20 protein-coding genes and 1 tRNA gene are annotated in these 21,641 nt (G+C 40.6%); 17 read left to right on the top strand and 4 right to left on the bottom strand.

Annotated features, from left to right (window positions below; translation table 11 throughout):
• Positions 1–25: 25 nt before the first annotated feature.
• Positions 26–98: transfer RNA gene (locus T357_RS0114720), tRNA-Lys, on the bottom strand.
• Between the two features lie 64 nt (positions 99–162).
• Positions 163–573 carry a hypothetical protein gene (locus tag T357_RS0114715; protein ID WP_031554244.1) on the bottom strand — a complete coding sequence of 137 codons (411 nt, stop codon included), beginning with the start codon at positions 571–573 and terminating at the stop codon, positions 163–165.
• Between the two features lie 189 nt (positions 574–762).
• On the opposite strand from T357_RS0114715, the gene T357_RS0114710 reads away from it, so the two are divergent.
• The gene (locus T357_RS0114710; RefSeq protein ID WP_031554242.1) at positions 763–1,161 is read left to right on the top strand and encodes a hypothetical protein; all 399 of its coding nucleotides are present in this window, start codon (positions 763–765) and stop codon (positions 1,159–1,161) included.
• Positions 1,162–1,496: 335 nt separating this feature from the next.
• On the opposite strand, the gene T357_RS0114705 is transcribed toward T357_RS0114710, so the two are convergent.
• Positions 1,497–3,710: a hypothetical protein gene (locus T357_RS0114705; protein ID WP_031554240.1), complete on the bottom strand. Its 2,214-nt coding sequence runs from the start codon at positions 3,708–3,710 to the stop codon at positions 1,497–1,499.
• 192 nt (positions 3,711–3,902) lie between these two features.
• Here T357_RS0114705 and T357_RS0114700 point away from each other — a divergent pair, with 192 nt between their 5' ends.
• Positions 3,903–5,411 carry a sugar transferase gene (locus tag T357_RS0114700; RefSeq protein WP_031554238.1) on the top strand — a complete coding sequence of 503 codons (1,509 nt, stop codon included), beginning with the start codon at positions 3,903–3,905 and terminating at the stop codon, positions 5,409–5,411.
• Between the two features lie 53 nt (positions 5,412–5,464).
• Here the strand turns inward: T357_RS0114700 and T357_RS21505 are convergent, their stop codons facing one another.
• Positions 5,465–5,632 carry a YlcI/YnfO family protein gene (locus tag T357_RS21505; protein ID WP_197027360.1) on the bottom strand — a complete coding sequence of 56 codons (168 nt, stop codon included), beginning with the start codon at positions 5,630–5,632 and terminating at the stop codon, positions 5,465–5,467.
• Positions 5,633–5,875: 243 nt separating this feature from the next.
• On the opposite strand from T357_RS21505, the gene T357_RS21500 reads away from it, so the two are divergent.
• From T357_RS21500 to T357_RS0114610, 15 genes are all read left to right on the top strand, one after another.
• Complete coding sequence (locus T357_RS21500; protein WP_197027359.1) at positions 5,876–6,190, top strand: hypothetical protein; 315 nt, start codon at positions 5,876–5,878, stop codon at positions 6,188–6,190.
• A 115-nt stretch (positions 6,191–6,305) separates the two neighbouring features.
• Positions 6,306–7,583, top strand: a complete 1,278-nt coding sequence (locus tag T357_RS0114685) for an LCP family protein (protein WP_049962463.1) — start codon at positions 6,306–6,308, stop codon at positions 7,581–7,583.
• A 200-nt stretch (positions 7,584–7,783) separates the two neighbouring features.
• A complete protein-coding gene (locus T357_RS0114680) occupies positions 7,784–8,404 on the top strand; it encodes a hypothetical protein (protein WP_031554232.1) in 621 nt (206 codons plus the stop codon).
• Between the two features lie 135 nt (positions 8,405–8,539).
• Complete coding sequence (locus T357_RS0114675) at positions 8,540–9,265, top strand: CpsB/CapC family capsule biosynthesis tyrosine phosphatase (RefSeq protein ID WP_031554230.1); 726 nt, start codon at positions 8,540–8,542, stop codon at positions 9,263–9,265.
• Between the two features lie 54 nt (positions 9,266–9,319).
• Entirely contained in the window at positions 9,320–10,120 is an 801-nt protein-coding gene (locus T357_RS0114670) for a YveK family protein (RefSeq protein WP_081828194.1), read from the top strand.
• 13 nt (positions 10,121–10,133) lie between these two features.
• On the top strand, positions 10,134–10,883 hold the full coding sequence (locus tag T357_RS0114665) for a CpsD/CapB family tyrosine-protein kinase (RefSeq protein ID WP_242840126.1): 750 nt from the start codon (positions 10,134–10,136) through the stop codon (positions 10,881–10,883).
• Positions 10,884–11,636: 753 nt separating this feature from the next.
• Positions 11,637–12,779: a glycosyltransferase gene (locus T357_RS0114655; RefSeq protein WP_031554225.1), complete on the top strand. Its 1,143-nt coding sequence runs from the start codon at positions 11,637–11,639 to the stop codon at positions 12,777–12,779.
• 97 nt (positions 12,780–12,876) lie between these two features.
• Positions 12,877–13,758 carry a glycosyltransferase gene (locus T357_RS0114650; RefSeq protein ID WP_031554223.1) on the top strand — a complete coding sequence of 294 codons (882 nt, stop codon included), beginning with the start codon at positions 12,877–12,879 and terminating at the stop codon, positions 13,756–13,758.
• An 18-nt stretch (positions 13,759–13,776) separates the two neighbouring features.
• Positions 13,777–13,983, top strand: coding sequence for a hypothetical protein (locus T357_RS21275; RefSeq protein WP_155991477.1), 207 nt, complete (start codon positions 13,777–13,779; stop codon positions 13,981–13,983).
• Between the two features lie 5 nt (positions 13,984–13,988).
• Entirely contained in the window at positions 13,989–15,725 is a 1,737-nt protein-coding gene (locus T357_RS21495; protein WP_049962461.1) for a glycosyltransferase family 2 protein, read from the top strand.
• 4 nt (positions 15,726–15,729) lie between these two features.
• Positions 15,730–16,857: an EpsG family protein gene (locus T357_RS0114630; protein ID WP_031554218.1), complete on the top strand. Its 1,128-nt coding sequence runs from the start codon at positions 15,730–15,732 to the stop codon at positions 16,855–16,857.
• Between the two features lie 13 nt (positions 16,858–16,870).
• On the top strand, positions 16,871–17,998 hold the full coding sequence (locus T357_RS0114625; protein WP_197027358.1) for a polysaccharide pyruvyl transferase family protein: 1,128 nt from the start codon (positions 16,871–16,873) through the stop codon (positions 17,996–17,998).
• A gap of 18 nt (positions 17,999–18,016) precedes the next feature.
• Positions 18,017–19,579 carry an oligosaccharide flippase family protein gene (locus tag T357_RS0114620; protein WP_031554212.1) on the top strand — a complete coding sequence of 521 codons (1,563 nt, stop codon included), beginning with the start codon at positions 18,017–18,019 and terminating at the stop codon, positions 19,577–19,579.
• Positions 19,563–20,522 carry a nitroreductase family protein gene (locus T357_RS0114615; protein ID WP_081828192.1) on the top strand — a complete coding sequence of 320 codons (960 nt, stop codon included), beginning with the start codon at positions 19,563–19,565 and terminating at the stop codon, positions 20,520–20,522. The genes T357_RS0114620 and T357_RS0114615 overlap by 17 nt, the downstream gene beginning before the upstream one ends.
• A gap of 72 nt (positions 20,523–20,594) precedes the next feature.
• Positions 20,595–21,629: a glycosyltransferase gene (locus T357_RS0114610; protein ID WP_197027357.1), complete on the top strand. Its 1,035-nt coding sequence runs from the start codon at positions 20,595–20,597 to the stop codon at positions 21,627–21,629.
• Positions 21,630–21,641: the final 12 nt, after the last annotated feature.

The raw sequence follows: 21,641 nt of genomic DNA, 5'->3' as shown, positions 1-21,641 counted from the left end.
CTATGGTTTTGGGCTTATAAAAAAGTGCACCTTCAGGGACTTGAACCCTGGACAAACGGATTAAGAGTCCGCTGCTCTACCAACTGAGCTAAAGGTGCATTCGCTACATCAATGCAACGAGTAATAAAATACATGTTCTCAGGATATTTGTCAAGAATTATTTTATTTCTTTGGCTTAAAAAATGGTTTAAATACATTGAGAACACCGTCCTCATCTTTTTCGGCAGCTTCTCTGGCGTCAATTGCAAGCTGCGATTCCAAAACATCGGCAAATATCGGAGCTTCAGTGGTCATTCCTTTGGGGTAACGTGTAAAAATCTGGAAAAAGGCTTTTCTCAGGTCTTCCGGGGGATACTCCAAAAGGAAATCTGAAAGGATACCCTTGTATTGGTTCTCGACGCCGTACGCAGTGATATTGAAAGCTCTGCAATAATAGGTCATGGCATTGGGCTCACTCGCCTCATATCCGACTATGGTTGTGTTATAAATATTGTCTGAGATCTCCTTCAGGCTGCATTCGCTTAATGCTTCCTCCAGATAATTTAAAGCTGCCTTTTTAGTTATATTGATCATAGCTGTCCTCCTCATATCCCTTAATTATAAGTTCGGCTTTGAAATCGTATTTATAAGGTGGTTATTTTAATGTTTAATCCGTTCGATATATAATAGTAGTACGATGATGCAACCGAATATATATGGTTATATAATGTTGTGATTCAAGACATTTTCAAAATATATTATAAGAATTGAAAGGTATCCTCTATGGGATTTTTAGAACAACTGCTGGGAAAATCCGAATACAAAACCTGCGAAATGGAAATCAACTTTGCCATGGAGGAGGGTGACGAGGAAAGCGGATATATCATTGCCGAAATTTTCGGTGAAGATGTCATCGGATGGAATAAGTATATACATGCCCTATGTTCCTTTAAGGAAGACTCTGAGCTCTGGGACTATGATTACACCTATGTTGAGCTTATTAAAACAGCAAACCGGTTTCCCGAAGTTACCATACCTGTCCTGTTTCAGCTTAAGGGAGGAAAGGTTACAGACATGCGGGTCGATTTCATCACCTACAGTAACAGAGTAAACGATGAAAGCTTTGCCGAGCTCCGGGTGAAAGCCTTTCATGTTATGAATATAAAAAGATATAGAAAATGAAACCTTAAATATCATCTTAAGATTGTATTAATTCGGAAAAATCTCACAAAAAAGAGTAATAAAAATTCACCATTAGCCGAATTACCAGTACAGAGGGAGCTCATGGGATAATGAAACATTCCTATGCAATGTTCGTGTGAGCATAATGATATCTCCGAGGGATCGGAGATACTTATGAGAAGGATCTTTATCGTTTAAACGAGTAAAACATCGGAGCATGAAGCTCCGATGTTTTTTTCTATATATAGTAATGATTTGATATTAAATCAATGTCTGATATGATCAAAAAACAGATATGTCCGATGTTATCGTTTCATATGTGTTGTACAGCCACTTTACTTTTGCGGATTCCCAACCTCGTAAGAGAACCATTCGGTTTCATCAGGACGTTCAGGACCGATGCCGGTATTTATATCTTCGGAATCGGAAGCATCGGTGGCTTCGCTGCCGGGGTATGTGTCCGCATGAGTTTCTTCGTAATAGGAGGTCTCGGTGTTTTCATTGTCGGAGTACGTGCTCTCGGATGTCTCAGAAGCTTCCTCTCCCTGAGTTGAAGCTGCCGTAAGGTTACTTAAGCTTTCTGAAACTGCTGCGGCGTTTCCCTGAGCAGGCTGGTCATTTCCGAAGGTAGCAGCAGTGGTTTCAGCTTCGGTGCTTTGGATCGTCATTTCAGGTACCGCTGCAGGATTACCAGGGTCAGCTTCCGACGGTCTGCCCGGATTACCGGCTTTTGAGGTTTTGTCGTTTTCTTTTGTGGTCTGCTCCGGCAGATCATTTTCTGTTTCTGTAGGTTGTCCATCCCGGTTAAGATGTATAGGTTTTCCTTCTTTGTCAGTCAGACCGATATATGGCACATGCTGGAAACCGTCTAAGTAGGAGGGTAGAGTAAAGTCTCCGCCGAGGATGATGCCGTGTAAGGTATCTGCCTGTTCTTTTGTGGAGAAGGCCAGAATAAGGTTACGGTCACGCTCGTAAGAGTAACCATCGTTAAGAGGCATGATAAAGCGTACCTTAACTGCGTCGTTGTTACGCTGAACGATACGTCCGAAACCGGTGGTTCCGTCTCCGGTGGCAGCATAAAGGTCATTGTCGCCTTCCACAAGATCATAATCCACGCCGATGATAGTGCCGAGCTCTTCCGGCTTCAGGTCATTCACGCCGGCAGCTTTGTTTGCAGCACCTTCGCCGGCGGGGGCACTGACTCTTTCTCCATCGGCACCGGCTTTATCGGAAAATGGAAAAACCCCGTCCCGATCTTCTACACCGGCCGCAGCTTTCACCGTGTTCTCAGCCAGAACATATGTGAAGTCATCAAGACGAACCAGCTCTGAAACCGGAAAATAGTGGTATCGATCCAGTGTCGTCACTTCTTTCTTTAGAGGCGAAATCTCCTTGGCATTATACCCGGTACTCTTGCTCACTTTTTTTTCTATAAAACTTAAAATTCTTTCGGATAAGAATTTCTGACCTTCATTATTCAGATAAAGTCCATCAATGGTGTACTTGTGTATGGCTTCTTCAGCGGCGGCAGTCCTCTCGGCAAGATCCTTTGAAGCGATCTCATCAGCCTTTTTCTTGGAAATCCCATCAGACTGCATATCTGCTGCCAGACTTTCAGTCGCAGCAGAGCTATAGGGCAGCTGCGAAATCGTGGCACCCTTGGCGGCAGCATCAGGATCTGTCATCTCGAGTCCAACATTTATAACAGATGCATCATAGTGCTTTGATATCTTATACAGTGCATCGTAATTTTCATCTGCGTATCCAAGCTCAGGAGCTGTCAGAGCCTGATTGGACAGAAGTGAAATGATACTGCATTTCTCAAATTTTCTCCGAATCTGTCGGAGGACACCCTCGTAGTAAAGCTCGAACATCTGAGGCTCGTCCGTCATACCGAGACTCACGATGCAAAGATCGTATTCATTTTCTCTGGAAGCTGCCACAGTCCTTGCATCCAGGATCTCTCCGGCGAATTCACCATTTTGTTTTTTTACATCACCGGTGTCGTTTTGCACCTCACCGGTGTAGGTACCTTCCTTATCCTTCACGGCACCGGCAGCAGTAAGCACTGGAGAGGCAGTGCCATCAGGAAGCTTCATTAGCTGTACCCAGGCACCGTAACCTCCGTTCATGCCGGACAGGGTAATGTTTTCGACCTCGGCCTTGACACCGAATTTTTTCTTCAAACCTGCCTGAAGCAGCTTGCTCCAAACTAAAGATTTGTTACTGACACCGAAGCCATTGCCGTAGGCATCACCAACTATCAGGATCCGTACAGGGAGATCATGCTCAAGCCGCTGGTAGAAGCTGTCATTAAGCTCACGCCTAAGCTTCAGAAGCTGTCTTTCTGTTAAACGTACCTGTTGGGAATCATTATAAATCTTTTGGTTTTCGCTTTTTGCCCATTTCTGATATTCATCATCACTTTGCTTATCAAAGATAGTGGAAATTCCGAGTAAGATCAGGACCAGAGCACAGACAACACCCAGTATGATCCTTATAAAAAGCGGATTTACAGCTCCGCGTTTATCACATAGAAATCTGAACATAACCCCTCCAATTATATAAATCCAAGTTTAAAATCGGGGGAATAATGTTTAAACACCGTATATGTCAAAAGAATACTGTTGGACAGTAACCGGCCACCCGATGATCTCCGGAAACTATTTTGACATATTGGCTCATAAACACAGGAAGAAACTCCCCTATAATTACCTTATTTAAGTTAAAGGGTGGATTTTATGTATAGGCGTAAGGTTAGGGGATGGCTTAAGCATCTTGATTTTATAGTGCTTGATATCATCTGTCTGGAGATTTCTTTTATATTGGGATACTATATCCGTCACGAAAGCTTTTTTAGCTTTTCAAACAGTAACTATAGCAATATGTGTCTGGTGCTCATACTGATAGATCTGGTTGTGGCAGCTTCCTTCAATTCCTTTCATAATGTATTGAAGAGGGGTTATTATGTTGAATTTGTAAGGATGCTGCAGCACATAAGTATCGTTCTGGCCATAACCACCTGTTATCTCTTTGCGGTTCATATGGGATCCATCATATCCCGGATGACCATTTTTTACATGCTGATAAGCTACCTTATTTTAGCATACTGTGTGCGGGTATTCTGGAAAAATATACTGAGAAACAGACCCTTGTCCCAGAAAAGCACAGCCCTGTTCATCATTACGGGGGTTGATAATGTTCACGAGATCATAAACAGCGTTATCAGGAAGGATTACGGAAACTACTATATTTCGGGCATGGCACTTCTTGACGGAAGCGGAAAAAAACAGTCGGTTTACGACGAGGTAACAGGTCATGGAGGAACCATTTCCGAAGAGAACAGAGCAATTGCCCGGAAGCTCCAGGTCGTAGCAAATAAGGACACGCTTATAGAATATTTGCTTGGCAACTGGGTAGATGAGATATTGATGGATGTGCCTGAAAATATCGAGATGCCTGAGGAGCTTGTAAATGCCATCATAGACATGGGAATCACGGTTCATATACGTCTGCCTAAGAAAACCAGGATCGAAGGAAGACATCATACAATAGGCAGGATAGGGGGATATAATGTCATCACCAACAGCCTTGGGGATGCAACCACAGGAGCCCTTCTTTTCAAGAGGTTTATAGATATCATCGGGGGTATAGTGGGGTCGGTACTAACGGTCTGTCTGGCAGTGATCTTCGGTCCGATGATCTACTTACATTCACCGGGACCTATATTCTTTAAGCAGAAGCGTATAGGAAGGAATGGACGTATTTTTGAGATGTATAAATTCAGATCCATGTATCCGGATGCAGAGGAACGTAAAAAGGAGCTTATGGATGAGAACCGTATAAAGGAAGGGTTTATGTTCAAACTGGATTATGATCCACGTATCATAGGCTGCCGAAGGGATGAAGATGGTAGAATTCATAAAGGTATAGGGAATTTTATACGCGATATGTCCATTGACGAATTCCCGCAGTTTTTCAATGTTTTAAAGGGGGATATGTCACTGGTTGGGACCAGACCTCCGACACTGGATGAGTGGAAGCTATATAAACCCATGCATCGTGCAAGGATGTCCGCCAAACCCGGGATAACAGGTATGTGGCAGGTGAGCGGGAGATCACAGATAACTGATTTTGAACAGGTCGTCGCTCTTGATAAGTGGTACATCGAGAACTGGAATATAGGACTGGATATAAAGATATTATTTAAGACCATATGGGTCGTGATAGCACGAAAGGGCGCTATGTAAACGGACATAGGAAGAGTCAGCAGACAAAAGCACATTTTTTTGTCTGCTGATTTTTATTCTGTCATATTATCCAAGGCATATTCTACAGCCTGAATAACAAAACTTGAAAAGGAAACATCCTTTCCCTGTATTGCATCATTGATTTTTTCTATAACCTCGATTGGAAAACGTATAGTCTTATTTTCGCTTTCCTTACGATTTGGTTTTATCTGAAACGCCATTTCTGTGCCTCCTTATATTTTTATAAATGTATTGCTAAAAGTATGAGAAATCAGCACTGAATTAAGCAAAATATATAGCGCTATAAATATAAGCGCATATCAGCATTGCAGAATGCAATACAAAAAAATTGCAAAATGCAGAATGATAATGTATGATTATAGCCATAGAGCAGATTTCTCTGTAATAACACATAACCTGATGTTATGGCAAGGAGGGATATATATATATATATAAATGGCGCGATGTATATCAGTATCAAACAGTGCGCTTCTGACTGGGGACTCTCGGTAAAGTATGTTCAGTTGTTGTGCAGACAGGGAAAAATCGAGGGTGTAATTAAAGAAAAAGGCAAGTGGCTGATCCCGAAGGATGCGAAAAAACCTGAAGACCAGCGGGTAACAAGCGGAAAGTATAAAGGCTGGCGTAAGAAATATAATGTAGATTGTAAAATTGATGAGGATTTGCAGAGGATGATAGATGAAGTTACAGAAAATGCAATTCGTTCACAGAAAAACAAGGAAGTAAAGAAAAAAATGGTTTTGATAACCACAAATTAATAATGGCGAGCAGGTATCCATGAGCTTTTAATTCCGACATAACAGTGAGCTCAGGGTGCCTGTTTTTTCACGAGTAGTATAAATACGAAGGTATGGAAAGGAAGCATCATAGGATATGAGAAAAACAGCCCGGAAGCCTGTATTGATCTTTGTGGGGATCATAGCGATTATTTCACTTATGACTTGTGTATGGCTTGTTAATCAGTACAAGCTCAGAAAAGCAGTAGAAGCGGCCAATGAAAAAAATGCAGTATATAGTTTTGGAACCGCAGAAACCATAACCCCGGAGGAGATGAACGAGCAGCTCAGAGCAGCCGGCATGACCATGGATGAAAAAGGAAATGTAGGACTTGAAGGCGTAAACATTGACCGTCTTATAAATATGATGGAGTCTGCAGCAGCTGAAAGTGCAGGAGCAGGAAATGAGGAAGGAGTTCCGGATATAAAGTGCAGAAAATCAGAGGATGGAAAACTCATCTATACCGTAAACGGACGAGAGACCACGGAAAGACCACAGCTTTTCGGAGAGAAAGAGCTGTCCTATAACGGTGTGCATTATAAAAGGAATACAGCCATTAAGGCGTGGCTTATCCTTGGGATAGATAACAAAGGGTCATTGCAGATCGACAGGGACATAAGCGAGATCGGTCTTTCGGACGGGATATTTCTGGTGGCTGAAAATACGGCAAAGAACAGAGTACATATCATTCAGATCCCCCGTGATACCATGACTGCCATTACAGTGACTGATGAAAATTCAGATCCTGTGGGAACGGAGATCGATCACTTGACCAGAGCCTGGATGTACGGGGACAACCATGAGAAATCCGGAAAATATGCTATGGATGCGGTGTCCGGTGTTATGGGAGGCTTAAAGCTAAACGGTTATATGGCAGGCTCCATTGACATTATAAATGAGCTTAATGACTACATCGGCGGAGTAGAGGTCACCATCGAAGACGATGGACTGGAGGCTGCCGACCCGGCTTTTGTAAAGGGTGCCACAGTACTCCTTAAAGGGGATCAGGCTGAAAAATTTGTGAGAAGGAGAGACATAACTGTGGATTTCACAGCTATGACCCGTATGTCAAGACACCGCCAGTATGCCATAGCCTTTGAAAACAAGCTTAGAAAGCTTGCTAAAAGAGACTCAGAGGTTATTCCGGGAATGTTTTCCCTGATAGAGGGAAACATCATAACTGATATGGCTAAAGGAACTTATCTCAAAATAGCAATGGATGCCGTACTTAGTGGTGATCCCCTGAGCGATAAAGACTTTTCAACCCTCGAAGGGGAGAACCTTGTTAATCATGAAAAGGATAAGGATGAATTCTGGCCGGATTATGAGCAGGTAGATCGGCTGGTGCTGGATACCTTCTTCAGGCAGGTATGATTCATATTTAGGACTTCTTTTCAGGCGGGTTTTAAAACCGGAAAAATATGAATAAGCTGAATATGCAGCGATTTTGACATATATGTCCTCAAAAATACGGATTGACTGAATTACAATATTCAAATATGGGGAGGTGCTGTGAGTAGGATTGTGCACTGCGTAAGTACCTTGCCACATAATTTTTATGGAGGTATTTACCGATGAAAAAGAAACTTTTAACATTGGCACTTATCGCAGGACTTGTACTTTCAAGCTTCAGTGCTTCATTTGCTGCGGGATCCTCAACCAATGACAGAGGAAGTAGCTCATCAAGCTCATCAAGTTCATCAAGTTCATCAAGTTCATCAAGCTCATCAAGCTCAACAAGCTCAGGCAACTCAGGTGCAACATCTGTTTCTACCAATGCAAGCGGACAGACAGTTACAAAGAATGAGTATTCATCTAACGGCGTTGAGATGACAGTAACCACTGTCGGCAATGATGGAACTACACTTAATGAAGCTGAGTTCATGAGCAACGGTACACAGCACGTTATGCTGAGAACCACAGAAGGCGGTTCTGCTGTAGGACCCAATGGTGAGACTATCAACACAAGTCCTATTCTGGTAATCACAGAGAATGGTGTCTCTTTAGGATGCTTCGTTAATCCGACAACAGGCCTTCCATTAGCTACAGGTCAGGACGCTTTTTACTGGGCTTATGATGCAAACGGCAACCTTGTTGTTCACTATGTAAATGCACAGGGTTATTTCTACACAGGAACACAGATCATCAACGGACAGACATTTATATTTAATGACGAAGGCGTGATCATAGGTTGATGATTCCGTCATCCGGTCTGCTTGAGGGTGATATACAATCGCACAAATTGTATAAGGCTCGTGGATATGAAAGGCAGCAGAGTCGGTCTGCTGCCTTTCATAATTGCTGATAAAACATGATATAGGAGACCTGAGATGTTTGATATACATTCTCATATCATCTACCACATAGATGACGGCTCTCGAAACATAGAGGAATCGGTAAAGCTTATCACTATGGCTAAAGAACAGGGGGCGGCTGACATCATAGCTACACCCCACTACTACGTGGAGCATCCCACGGATCCTGCACTTATAAAGGAAAGACTTTCTTGTATAGAGGAGGTCTTGAGGGACGCCGGGATCCAGGTAAGGCTGTATTCCGGCAATGAAGTCCTCTATTTTGAAAGCATGACAGAACATCTTAAGAAGGGCGAGATACTTACTCTGGCAGGAAGCAGATATACCCTTATAGAGTTTTATCCTATGGAAAGCTACAAAACGATCCTTAGATGCGTTCGTAATGTAAGGAATGCCGGCTTTCTACCTGTCATAGCTCACGCTGAAAGATTCAAGGGACTGAGAGAGAATGGTCTCAGGGAGGTCATAGGCCTCGGGGCATACATACAGCTTTCCACAGAACCCATAGGAAGAAAAGGGTTTGGTGCGATTCTTGACGGAGAAACAAGATTCGTAAGAAATGCTTTGAAACAAAAAGAGGTTCACTTTCTGGGAACGGATATGCATCGGGCGGACACCAGACCGCCGGTGATAAGGGATGCCCTTAGGTGGATTTCAAAAAATCTCGACAAGGATTACGCCAACGAGCTCCTTTTCGTGAATGGTCTGAAGATCACAGAAGATATAGAGATAGATCTTTAATAAAAAGGTGTGACTAAAAGCTCAATTACACACCCGAAAATCAGTGAGGAACATATGCCTGATAATACTAACACCAACAATTTACTTCAGCCAAACAACTTAGTGGCTATCAATACCTTGGATGACGATGACGATGATGAGATAGACCTTGCCCAAATATTTTTTGAGCTTAAGAAAAACATCTTATTTCTCGTTATGGCACTCATCCTTGGCGGAGGAATCGGATATTCCATTTCCAAGTTTGTACTGGTGCCCACCTATACCAGCACTTCCATGATCTACGTAATGAGTAAGGAAACCACCCTTACATCACTTGCGGACCTTCAGATAGGTTCTCAGCTTACTTCAGACTATAAGGTTCTGGTTACCTCCAGAACCGTAATGGAAGATGTCATTAAGAAATTAAACATCGATAATATGGATTATCTTGATTTAAGAAGAAAGATAACCCTTGAAAATCCACAGAATACCCGTATCCTTAACATCTCAGTGCTGGATACTGATCCGACGAGAGCAAAGCATCTCACAGATGCGGTTTCTGAATGCGCTTCCGACTATATAGCAGACATCATGGAGCAGGATCCGCCGAAGATCATCGAGTATGGTGAGATACCTCTCAAAAAGACAGGTCCTCATAACGGAAGAAATGCACTGATTGCAGCAGCGGTGTTCTTTATGATAACCGCAGGTTTCATCGTTATCTCAACCATAACCAATGACACCATAAGAACAGAGGATGATATAGAGAATTACTTCAATCTTCCGGTTCTTGCGGCTATTCCGGAAAAGGATCCGGAGGCTGCCAAAAAGGCTGACCAATATAATTACGCTTACAGAAAAAAAGAAAAAAAGTAAGGAACTTTAGTTTATGACCATCAACAAAAAAACTGTAAATATGAAGCTGGCTCCGGATGACGATTTCCGTTACAGTGAAGCCCTGAGAACTCTGAGAACTAACCTTCTGTTTTCGGGTTCAAAGGTTAAAAACATACTTATAACCTCCACTTCACCAAACGAAGGAAAATCCACAACCTCTTTCGAGCTTGCCAGAGTTTTTGCAGAGTCAGGTAAACATACACTTTACCTTGACTGCGATATCAGAAAATCAGAGTTTGTTGCCGTACACAAGATAAAGGGAGAAACCGTGGGGCTTTCCCAGATGCTTACGGGGCAGGTATCGCTGGAGGAGGGTTTCTACAACGATCCTCAGATGCCGAACCTTGATATGATTTTTGCCGGACCCTATTCACCGAACCCTACAGAGCTTTTTGAAGATGAGATGTGTGAGAAGCTGTTTCAGTTTATTAAGGAACAGAATTATGACATAGTTATCATGGATACTGCTCCTATAGGAACTGTTATAGATGCGGCGATACTAACAAGGTATGCGGATGGAGCAGCGCTGGTTATAGAGGCGGAGGTCACCTCCAGACGTCTTTTCCAGAGGGCAAAGGAGCAGCTGGACCGAACCGGAGTTAAATTCCTGGGGGTCATCCTCAACAAGGTCAATATGACAAAGAGCGGTTACTACAACAGCTACTACAGTTACCATAAGTACGGGAAAAAGTATGGAAAGTACTCAAAGTACGGATATGGGTATGGGGAGTATAGGAAGTAGATCTTTTAATTTCAACTGCTTACAATTTGTAAGCAGTTCGCTGGCTCCCTCGTCATTCAGGCGTTTTTTTTGAGTCATTCAGGCGTTTTTTGAGTAGCTCCCAGTACGTGCTGGAATGACGGGCATCGGAAGGTCTCGCAAAATGGAACAGGTTTCTTGAGAATTCTATTTTGACCCAAACAAAAAGAAGACGGGGAATATAACAGGGGGAAAGTCAAATGCCCTAATGAGATCCAGGTCTCATTTAGGGCTATTTATTTGACGTTTTAAGGAATTTATAGAAAGGATAGGAATAACCACACGGGTTTGGCAAAAGTTGTGTGAGAGTATGGGCTTTACATAGATATATGGGTGGTAGGCTTCACTAACCACTATATCTATGTAAGGGGAATGAGAAAAGCTTGTTAACCGGGGAGGGATAGAGCGGCTGGCTACCAACTCAACAGCTTTACATAGATATGGTGGCGCCGAACGCTAACAACCACAATATCTATGTAAAAGTCCTGAGTAGCTATTGGAGGTCAGTTTCAGCGCCAGCTACTGTCAGACCCTACGATAACTTACCAAAACCGCAATATGTTGTGGATGACCAGTAACCGCTCTCATAGATATATGAACTCAAAGGAGATGCAAACATCAATAATGACCAGATTTAAACGTGTAATCTCAATCTCCGCCGGCGCAGGTTCTGATAAAAGCAGAAGGCGGAATAATATTTTTTCAGATGACCAAAAGCAAGGAGAGTAATTGACTGTGGGAAATAAACAAATTAATAGCGAGCCGACTCGAATTGCTTATATTATTGGAAAGATGTGGGCTGGCGGTGTTGAAGCGGTTGTATTCAACTACTATCGTGCGATCGACCATACAAAGTTCCAATTTGACTTTTATTACGATGCGGATTCCACGGTTGAACCGCCGCAAGATCTGATTGATATGGGTGCGAGATTTATAATGCTTCCTCCATACCAGAAGTTATCGGCATATTTAAAAGAGTTAAGGCATCATCTAAGGACAGAACACTATACGATAGTTCATTCTCATCTCAATACACTATCTGTATTTCCACTCTATGCAGCTTGGAGAGAACATGTACCTGTGAGAATTGCACATAATCATAGTGTTCCTGGTGGCAATGAACTGAAGAGGAATTTGGCAAAGCAGGTTCTAAGGCGGTTGTCAAAACTTTTTTCTACGCATTATTTTGCCTGTTCTGAAAAGGCTGGCCGTTGGATGTTCGGTGACAAAGCGTTTGATGATGGTAAAGTATATGTGCTAAAAAACGCTGTAGATTTTTATAGGTTTCATACATCTCAGTCAGAAGTTGAAGATTTAAAAACGCAACTGGGACTGTCAGATTGCTTTATAGTAGGTCATATTGGTCGTTTTACATACGCTAAAAATCATGAGTTTTTGCTAGATGTATTTAAGGAGATTAATGAGAGGAATTCATGTGCGAGGCTCCTATTAGTTGGTGATGGCGAGTTACATGATGAAATTATTAAAGGTATCAGGAACCGAGGACTAGAGAATTGTGTAGTAATGAGGGGAAAGGTTCAGAACCCTGAGAAATATTACAAACTGAACGATGTAATCATTCTTCCATCTGTATTCGAAGGGCTGTCTATGACAACTGTTGAAAGTCAAGTTGCTGGAGTACCTGCTGTCATTTCTAAAGCTATTCCAATAGAGGCAATTATCAGTGATGGGTGTATTTATTTAGATTTGAACGATTCGGTAAAACTGTGGGCAGAGAAAGCTGTAAATGCTGCGAATAAGGAAGTACATCTAAATAAATCTGCGGAAGACTATAACATAAAAACGCAAGCCCCGAAGCTTGAAGCTTGGTATTTCAAGGCTCTAAGCCATGTTAGGGGGGGGTACAGCTTGAAGTAGTTGTTCCGCACATTTGGGAAGTAAAAGCATGTAGTTATTATGACTTCGTGTCTCAGAAATACGATGCTTGGTCTGTTGCCGGAGAGGCGGTGGCTGCATGAGTATTCGTATAGCACAGGTTATTGGAAAAATGTGGGCCGGTGGTGTAGAAGCTGTAGTATTCAACTATTACAGAGCTGTAGACCACGAGAAATATCAGTTCGATTTCTTTTATGACGAGGATTCTACGGTTGAACCACCACAGGATTTGATAGAACTCGGGGCGCAATTTTATAAGTTGCCGCTTTATCAACAACTTCCGAAGTATATCAAAACGTTACGAGGATATTTTAGGAAGGGCAATTATCAGATTGTACACTCGCACTTGAACACGATATCAGTATTTCCGCTATATTGCGCGTGGAAAGAAGGAATTCTATTCCGAATCGCACATAATCACAGCATTCCGGGTGGTAAAGAAGCCGGGAGAAATGTATTAAAGAACATTCTGAAGTGTTTCTCTAAGATTTTTGCAAATGAGTATTGTGCTTGCTCGGATGCAGCTGCAAGATGGCTGTTTGGAAATCATATTGCGGATGAAGGAAGAGTAACGATCCTTAAAAATGCAGTGGACTTTGATAAGTTCAGGATTAGTGAAGCTGCAACTAATCAGAAACGCAGGGAATTGAATATTCCAGAGAACGTCTTCGTACTCGGGCATGTCGGAAGATTTACAGCTGCCAAGAACCATGAGAAGGTCGTGTCGGTCTTCAATGCATTAAAAGCTATGAAACCGGATGCTGTATTGATCCTGATTGGCGATGGTGAAGAACGTGAAGAACATGAGAAAGTTGAAAAATGGATTGATCAGTACCGAGTACGAGGTTCAGTTATCATGACTGGGAAGGTGACAGATCCACAAAATTACTATCCATTGATGGACGTATTGATACTTCGTTCCGTGCTTGAAGGTGTTCCGGTCACCATAGTAGAAACATAAATCGCTGGTATACCATGTGTGATTTCCGACATTGTTAATCCGGATGTAGTAATTAGCAATGCCTGTGACTATCTGAGTATGGATGCTTCTGATGAAATGTGGGTTGAGAAGATTTTTGCGGCTTCAAAGAAAACGGTAAGATTAAATGAGCACAGTAAAGATTATGACATCACACATGCAGTAAAAACGTTGGAAGCCAAATATGATGAATTAATGAAGAGGTAGATGAGATGCCAACTGTATCCATAATTATGGGTGTATATAACTGCAAGAGACCAGACCTATTGGATAAAAGCATCCGTTCTATAATCGGACAGACTTACACAGACTGGGAATTTATAATTTGCAATGATGGATCCACGGATGGAAAGACACTGGAGTTGCTGAAAAGCTATGAAGCCCTTGATGAGCGAATAAAGGTTTTATCTTACGACCAGAACCATGGATTAGCGTATGCCCTTAACGTATGCCTTAGAGAAGCAGGAGGAAAGTATATAGCCAGGCAGGATGACGAGTCGAAACTAGTGAGATTACAGAGATTAGTCGAATTTGCAGATTCTCATCCAGAGTATGCTATTGTCGGTTCCATAGCAGATGTGACGGATGATGGCGGTGTGTGGGGAAAGTATCCGCTTGAAGAAACGCCTACGAAAAAATCTTTCTATTGGAATAGCCCCTTTGCGCATCCGACTGTCTTGATGCGAAGAGAAGCCTTGGAGGCAGTCGGTGGTTATCGGATTTCCAAGGAAACCAATCGTCACGAAGACTATGACTTATTCATGCGAATGTATGCAGCCGGATACAAGGGCTATAACATCCAAGAAAAGTTGTACGAATACCGTATCGTGAACGGCAATAAAAAGTACAGACCTATGAAGAATAGAGTAAATGAAGCAGCAGTCAGATTTAAAGGATTCAAGAGCCTTGGAATACTTGGGGGGTATCGCTTATGTGATCAAGCCGGTGATAATCGGACTGATTCCCCAGAAAATTTTCAAGAAAATCAAGAAGAAACAGTACAAGGCTTAGTGTCTGTTATAATGCCGGTCTACAACACAGAGGAAGATCTTTTGAGAGCATCAATCCGAAGCATTCAAGGTCAGACATATGAGATGATGGAGCTGATTGTTGTGGATGATGGTTCTGAGAAACAGTGTGCGGAACTATGCGATACGATAGCGGATGAAAAGACAAGAGTATATCACATAGAAAACGCAGGAGCATCTGCTGCCAGGAATAAAGGGATTAATGAAAGCTCCGGTGAATACATAGCGTTTATCGATAGTGACGATACGGTGGCGCCGAATGCAATTGAAGTGATGGTGGCACAGATAGAAGGAGTCAATTTCGTTTCTTGTGGCTGCAAACATGGCCAAACAATCACGAATTCAAAGCATGCTGTTATGCGGGGGAGTGAAATTAAAGATCGAAATGACTGTATCGAGTATTTGTGTTATATGAGTCCTAAATTTGGACACATAGAGACAAATGCTATTTGGGGAAAGATGTATCGTAGGTGTGTGATTGGAAAACTTCGCTTTGATACAGATATGATTATGGCAGAGGATTTTAAATTTAATTTCGATTATATAATGAAATGCTCCAAGGGTAAATATCTCGACTTTGAAGCCTACAACTATTTGGAACGAGGAGATAGTATTTCCAGGATTTTTAAACCGCAAATGATGTCTACAATTGAAAAATTAGAAGAGATGATCAGTGAAAATGAAGATTCAAGCGTTTATGATCCACTGATATCAAGATGTGTGAATATCGCTTTTACTATATTGATGATGGTACCGTGTGAGTTGAAAGAAGAACGTAGAAGGATTGAAAAGTTTATCTCTTTGTACCGTGGCCAGGTTATAAGGAATCCTCAGACGAAGAAGAAGGTAAGAATGGCCTGTCTGTCAAGTTTTTTGGGGTTTGGAACAACAAAAAAGATATTTGAACTTAGTCGGAGATAATAGAATGCAGTTTACGAATGTAACGATTAAGTGGAGTCCAAGGACGCTTATGTTTTATCTTGCAATTATCCTTGGCTGCTACTTGATAACCTGTGTTATTCCCAAAAAGAAAATCAAATGGGGAAAAGGGAAAAAAGAAAAATATCCAGTTAGTCTCTTGATTGTCGCAATCGTGCTGTTGATTGTAAAGTGTTTTAATACAACGGGAAGGGACTTAAGATCAGGATATTTTTTCAATTTTCAATCTGCAACCTCAATGAGTGGATACCGTGATCAGACTTTAGAGCCAGGATTTAGATTGCTAATGGTTATCATCAGAAATATCACAGATAATTACACGGTATTTCTTTTTGTAGTCGGACTGATAACAATCCTTCCGGTAATTCATTTTATTTATAAATATAGAGATAAAATCGATGTTCCTGCGGCAGTGCTGTTATTCACAAGTATATATTTTATTAACAGCTTCTCTGCATATCGACAGTACATGGCTGTGAGTATTTCTCTTTTTGCATTCGATGCAATCATGGAGAAGAAGCCATATAGGGCACTGGCTTGGATTTCAATCTCATCAACAATTCACGTGGCGTGTTTGGCATTGATAATCCCGTATGTATTATACCTCGCAAAAATGCTGTCAAAAAAGATGATAGCCATAAGCGCAGTTGCTTTTTTTATTCTTTTGTATTTGGGAAGAGGAAGTATAGCCTCGCTACTTTGGGGATATGAAAGATATTCTATCTATTTGATTAATCAAGATGTTAGGTTTGGCCTCGAGCAAATAGTATATTATGCTCCAATGTTCCTTTTGCTATATTTATGTAGAAAAAACAGAGAGGATCGGGATGTTGCAAAGATAGCGTATATTTATGTTATTACTGGATTCGCTTTCGGAATGCTAAGTTATATTCTACCTATATTTGGAAGAATGCAAACCATATTTATGCCTATAATTATTTTGCTCCCTTATTTCATTCGGGTTTATAAAAGAAGAAACAGTAGAAACATAAGAAGGGCGTTAAGTGCGATTATAGTTGTTTACGGAATAGCGCGTTTTGTTATATGGATTACTCAGTACTATAATTTAGAAGACCTTATGCCATACACAAATGTTTTCGGAAGAATTATCTAATGGAGAGATAAAAGTGAGTTATCAAAGTATTAGAAACAATATAATGAAAAATGAGACTTTATTTAAGATTATTCGCTTCTTTTATACGCCTTTCCGCGTGTCAAAAGAGTTTATTGCCAGAAGGAAAATGGCGGATTCAATAATTGATGCAAATATAGATATGAATCAACAAACCAAAAAGATATTCTACTTTGGAGTGCCTGAACATAATAATTTGGGAGATATAGCGCAGACATATTGTACTAGAAGATGGCTTTCTGAAAACTATCCAGAATACAGAGTAATTGAAGGAAGGACACGAGTTTCCTTTGATAAAAAGATGAATGATTATATGAAATCAGTCATAAGTGAGAATGACATAATTTTCTTCCAGAGTGGATACTGCACAAGGCACAACAATCCAGATCACTTGATGCACCTTCATATTGCAAAAAAGTTTCCAGGCACAAAACTAGTGGTTTTGCCCCAGACGGTTAAGTTGAATGATAAGAGAGACATATCCATAACCAAGAATATATTTACACATTGCAAGAGGTTACTGTTCATAACGAGGGATTCAAAATCGAGGGAATATGCTAAATCCTTTGTAGACGATGAGCGTTTAGAATGTTTTCCTGATATCGTCACATCCTTAATTGGGCGCGTACCAATAAATGAAAAGAGACAAGGCGCTATGCTCTGCGTAAGGAATGATGATGAGAAATTCTATTCTGATGATGAATTAATCACTTTGCTGGGTAGACTTAAGGACGTTTATGGAACAGTAGTTAGAACAGATACGAATAGTAATAAATCTGCAGATGAAGTTTTTCACGATTTGCAGAATGAAATTCTAGAAAAGGTCAAGGAATTTGCTCGTTATGAGTGCATAATCACAGATAGATATCATGGAACGATTTTCTCACTGATTGCGAATACACCTGTGATTGTAATAAAGACAAATGATCATAAAGTCACAACTGCCCTCGAATGGTTTGAGAATCGATTTGATAGACATGCTGTTCAACTTGCACAGAATCTCGATGAAGCCTATTCGTTAGCATTAGAGTTAAAGATGACCGTCCCTCACATAAGCAACAGCGATTCAATCTATATTGAATACTATGAGCACAAATTGAAAATGCTGGTAGATAAGATATAGAGATGCAAGGAGCATTTAATGGCAAGTAGAACGGTAAATTCAACACGAAATATGATTGCTGGTGTAGTTAATAAATTAATCACCATCATATTTCCGTTTATAATTCGAACTGTTATAAATAATAATCTCGGTGCTGAGTATCTTGGACTAAGCAGCTTATTTAAGTCAATACTTACGATGCTGAGTTTGGCAGAGCTAGGGATTAGTAGTGCCATCGTTTTTAGCATGTATAAGCCGATAGCCAATGGTGATAAGCAGGAGATCAACGCACTCTACAGGTTTTACAAGATAATATATAGAGTTATCGGTACTGTGATTATGGGAGTTGGATTGCTGCTAGTTCCTTTTTTGCCGAAGTTAATGAATGGTACAGCACCTGCTGATATCAATATCTACTACATTTATTTAATTTACCTGTTGAATACTGCTATTAGCTATTTCCTTTCGGCGTATAAGGAATCAATACTTGTGGCGCATCAAAGAACAGACATATCACTAAATATCATTTCTGTTTGTTATTTGGCAATGTATGTCCTTCAAATAATCGCAGTGGCAGTTTTCAAAAACTATTATGTGTATAGTGCATTAATTCTAGTTATTACCGTAATAATCAATGTAATAAGATCCTCGGTGGTGAAGTATTACTATCCAGATATTAAGTGTGAAGGGGAGCTGTCAGATAAAAGCAAGGCAGAACTGAAGAAAAAAATATTAGGACTGGTTGTATACAAAATTAGCGAGGTGTGCAGGAATTCGTTTGACAGCATTATTCTTTCTACTTTTTTGGGATTGATAGTCTTAGCAAAGTATCAAAACTACTATTACATAATGACTGCCGTAGTCAGTGTGTTTACCTTGATAAGCAATGCTATCATTGCAAGCATCGGAAATAGTATTGCTACTGAGACAAGAGAAAAAAACCAGAGAGATTTTAACGGAATACTATTATTATATGGATGGCTAGCTTCTTGGTGTACTTGCTGTCTAGCCTCCTTATATCAACCATTCATGAAAATCTGGATGGGTGAATCAAATATGTTTGAGTATGAGATAGTTATATTATTCTGTATCTATTTCTTTACATTATCTATAGCAAATATATGCTTTACCTATAGACAAGCTGCTGGTTTGTGGTGGGAAGATAGGTATAGACCTGTGATAGAGGCTCTGACAAATTTGTTATTAAACATTGCTTTAGTTCAAGTAATGGGAGCTGCGGGTATACTTGTTTCGACAATAATAACAATAGCTGTATTAAATATTCCGCTTTCTATTAGGGTGTTATATAAGAACTATTTTCAGGAAAGTACAAAATTATATTGGATTAATTTAATAAAGATTACATTCGTTGGAATCCTGGCGTGTGTTATTTGCGTCATGTGTTGTTCTATCATAAAGTTAGGCGGATTGGTTGGACTACTTATAAAGGGGATTATCTGTCTGATATTGCCCAACATTATTCTTTGCATCGGATATTTACATATTCGTGATTTTACTCGGTCTCGGGAGATTGTGTTCAATATGCTTCCAGGAAGGGTGAAAAGTATTATTACAAAGAGGAAAAATGATGAATGTTATTAACTGGGCAAAAGCAAAGAAATCAGACCTTCATACATATTTACAAAAAAGAAAGATACTTTCAAATGAAAAAGCTAATTATGTGGATTTCAAAGGATTTATAGAGAGGGATATGCTTCTATTAGCGCACAGCCTTGAAAAAGGTATGGGTATTCCCAATCCGAGAATTGGCTATGGCAGGAAAAAAGCGGCTCTTTTGGTGAAGAATATCAAAAAATATGCTGATATATACGGTGTCAGTTCCTTCCCAATATTAGAAAGTATTGCGGTATTAGATAAATACATTGCATTAATGGGAGAACAGCATGTAAATATTGATAATATTTCAGAAATCAGAAAAACAGTATCAATAGATTGTGATAATTATTGCAAAGCAGGATACAATGACTATGTTTACGAGGATTTGAAAGCTCCCAATAGTACAAATTTTAGTGATTTGCTTTCTTCGCGCCATAGTATTCGACACTTTAGTCGAGAAGAAATAACAGAGGATGAACTCAAAACAGTCATAGCATTAGCTAATAGGGCTCCATCTGCATGCAACAGGCAACCTATTAAAATATACTACACGAAAGAACAGGTTACGGCACGGGAATTTGAGCAGCTTGTTGATGGAAGTCATGGTTTTCAAGGTGAGATTCCATATTATCTTTTAGTTACCGTAGATCGAGCATATTTTGGAAATGACGAATTCCTACAGTGGTACACAAATGGTGGGATTTACTTGGGAATACTGACTTTGTCACTCCATTCTCAAGATATTGGGTCTGTTATATTGCAGTGGAAGTATGCGCAGCAATGTGAGATTCAGGTCAAGGAAATGTTTGGAATAAAAAAGAGTGAGGCCATAGTTGCGCTTGTTGGATACGGGAAATATCCTAAAGACGGAACAAAATGCATTGTTGCTCAGAGAAAGAGCCCCGAGGACACTCTGAAAGGGATTTGATATAACAAAATGTACAAAAAAGCACTTCATTATGTATCAATCATGGATCGTGCCGGTGAAGAGACATTTATTATGAATGTATTCAGAACGATCGATCGCTCCAAGGTTATGTTTGACTTCTTGGTAACACAGAAAAGAGAAGGCGATTATGACGGCGAAATAAAAGAATTAGGTGGAAAAGTTCGGCATCTTCAACTTATAACAACTGGTGGACCCGTGAAGCGCCTGAAAAACTATTTTGTCCTAAAGAGGCACCTTAAACCTCTTCATGAGGAATACACCACCTTCCATATTCATACACAGCACGCCATGGACGCTGTGCTCGATGCAATGGCTGCAAAGAGGGCCGGGTTCAGGACGGTGATTGTCCATTCACATTCAACTAGTACGCTCCATCATGTGAAGGCGCATTATATTTGTAGACCTATACTGAATTATATGCCATTAGTAAGGTTTGCTTGCTCAGATAAAGCAGGGAAATGGCTTTTTGGTGAGCGAGGGAAGTACGAGATTATTAATAATGGTATCGTGGTAGAGAATTTCCTATATAGCCCGGAGACACGAGAGAAGATTAGAAAAGAGGAAGGATGGGAGAGCAGGATTGTCATTGGACATGTTGGAAGCTTCAGCTATCCCAAAAACCACTCATTTCTTATCGATATCTTTAATTGCTTTCTTAAAACACATCCAGATACTATTTTGGCTATGGCTGGTAAGGGTGACATGATAGATGAGATAAAAGAGAAAGTGACAAAACTTGGGATAGGCGAATCCGTTCGTTTTCTTGGAAGCAGAGCAGATGTGAATGAGCTTTACAGTGCTTTTGATGCATTGCTGTTTCCTTCACATTACGAGGGACTTCCAGTGACTTTGGTTGAGGCGCAGGCGTCAGATTTGCCATGCCTTATCTCAGATGCCATCACCACAGAGACAGATATCAATCCGAATTTGTGCAGAATGAATCTTCAGAACAGTCCGGAAGAGTGGTCGAGAAAACTCGATGAAATGATAAGTAAGAAAGAACGGAAAGATAGAAGTGCTGAAATACGCAGGAGTGGTTTTGATATTAGATTGACTGCTGAGAGGCTTACTGAAATCTATATATAGAGTGAGAGGAAT

The sequence above is a fragment of the Oribacterium sp. FC2011 genome, from assembly GCF_000701645.1.
Taxonomy (GTDB): domain Bacteria; phylum Bacillota; class Clostridia; order Lachnospirales; family Lachnospiraceae; genus Oribacterium.
The sequence above is the reverse complement of the archived record's forward strand: the minus strand, read 5'-3'. Positions and strand labels throughout refer to the sequence as shown.

Coding starts and splice junctions, on each gene's coding strand:
- T357_RS0114715 (WP_031554244.1), bottom strand. CDS start 573: ATGATCAATATAACTAAAAAGGCAGCTTTAAATTATCTGGAGGAAGCA.
- T357_RS0114710 (WP_031554242.1), top strand. CDS start 763: ATGGGATTTTTAGAACAACTGCTGGGAAAATCCGAATACAAAACCTGC.
- T357_RS0114705 (WP_031554240.1), bottom strand. CDS start 3,710: ATGTTCAGATTTCTATGTGATAAACGCGGAGCTGTAAATCCGCTTTTT.
- T357_RS0114700 (WP_031554238.1), top strand. CDS start 3,903: ATGTATAGGCGTAAGGTTAGGGGATGGCTTAAGCATCTTGATTTTATA.
- T357_RS21505 (WP_197027360.1), bottom strand. CDS start 5,632: ATGGCGTTTCAGATAAAACCAAATCGTAAGGAAAGCGAAAATAAGACT.
- T357_RS21500 (WP_197027359.1), top strand. CDS start 5,876: ATGTATATCAGTATCAAACAGTGCGCTTCTGACTGGGGACTCTCGGTA.
- T357_RS0114685 (WP_049962463.1), top strand. CDS start 6,306: ATGAGAAAAACAGCCCGGAAGCCTGTATTGATCTTTGTGGGGATCATA.
- T357_RS0114680 (WP_031554232.1), top strand. CDS start 7,784: ATGAAAAAGAAACTTTTAACATTGGCACTTATCGCAGGACTTGTACTT.
- T357_RS0114675 (WP_031554230.1), top strand. CDS start 8,540: ATGTTTGATATACATTCTCATATCATCTACCACATAGATGACGGCTCT.
- T357_RS0114670 (WP_081828194.1), top strand. CDS start 9,320: ATGCCTGATAATACTAACACCAACAATTTACTTCAGCCAAACAACTTA.
- T357_RS0114665 (WP_242840126.1), top strand. CDS start 10,134: ATGACCATCAACAAAAAAACTGTAAATATGAAGCTGGCTCCGGATGAC.
- T357_RS0114650 (WP_031554223.1), top strand. CDS start 12,877: ATGAGTATTCGTATAGCACAGGTTATTGGAAAAATGTGGGCCGGTGGT.
- T357_RS21495 (WP_049962461.1), top strand. CDS start 13,989: ATGCCAACTGTATCCATAATTATGGGTGTATATAACTGCAAGAGACCA.
- T357_RS0114630 (WP_031554218.1), top strand. CDS start 15,730: ATGCAGTTTACGAATGTAACGATTAAGTGGAGTCCAAGGACGCTTATG.
- T357_RS0114620 (WP_031554212.1), top strand. CDS start 18,017: ATGGCAAGTAGAACGGTAAATTCAACACGAAATATGATTGCTGGTGTA.
- T357_RS0114615 (WP_081828192.1), top strand. CDS start 19,563: ATGATGAATGTTATTAACTGGGCAAAAGCAAAGAAATCAGACCTTCAT.
- T357_RS0114610 (WP_197027357.1), top strand. CDS start 20,595: ATGAATGTATTCAGAACGATCGATCGCTCCAAGGTTATGTTTGACTTC.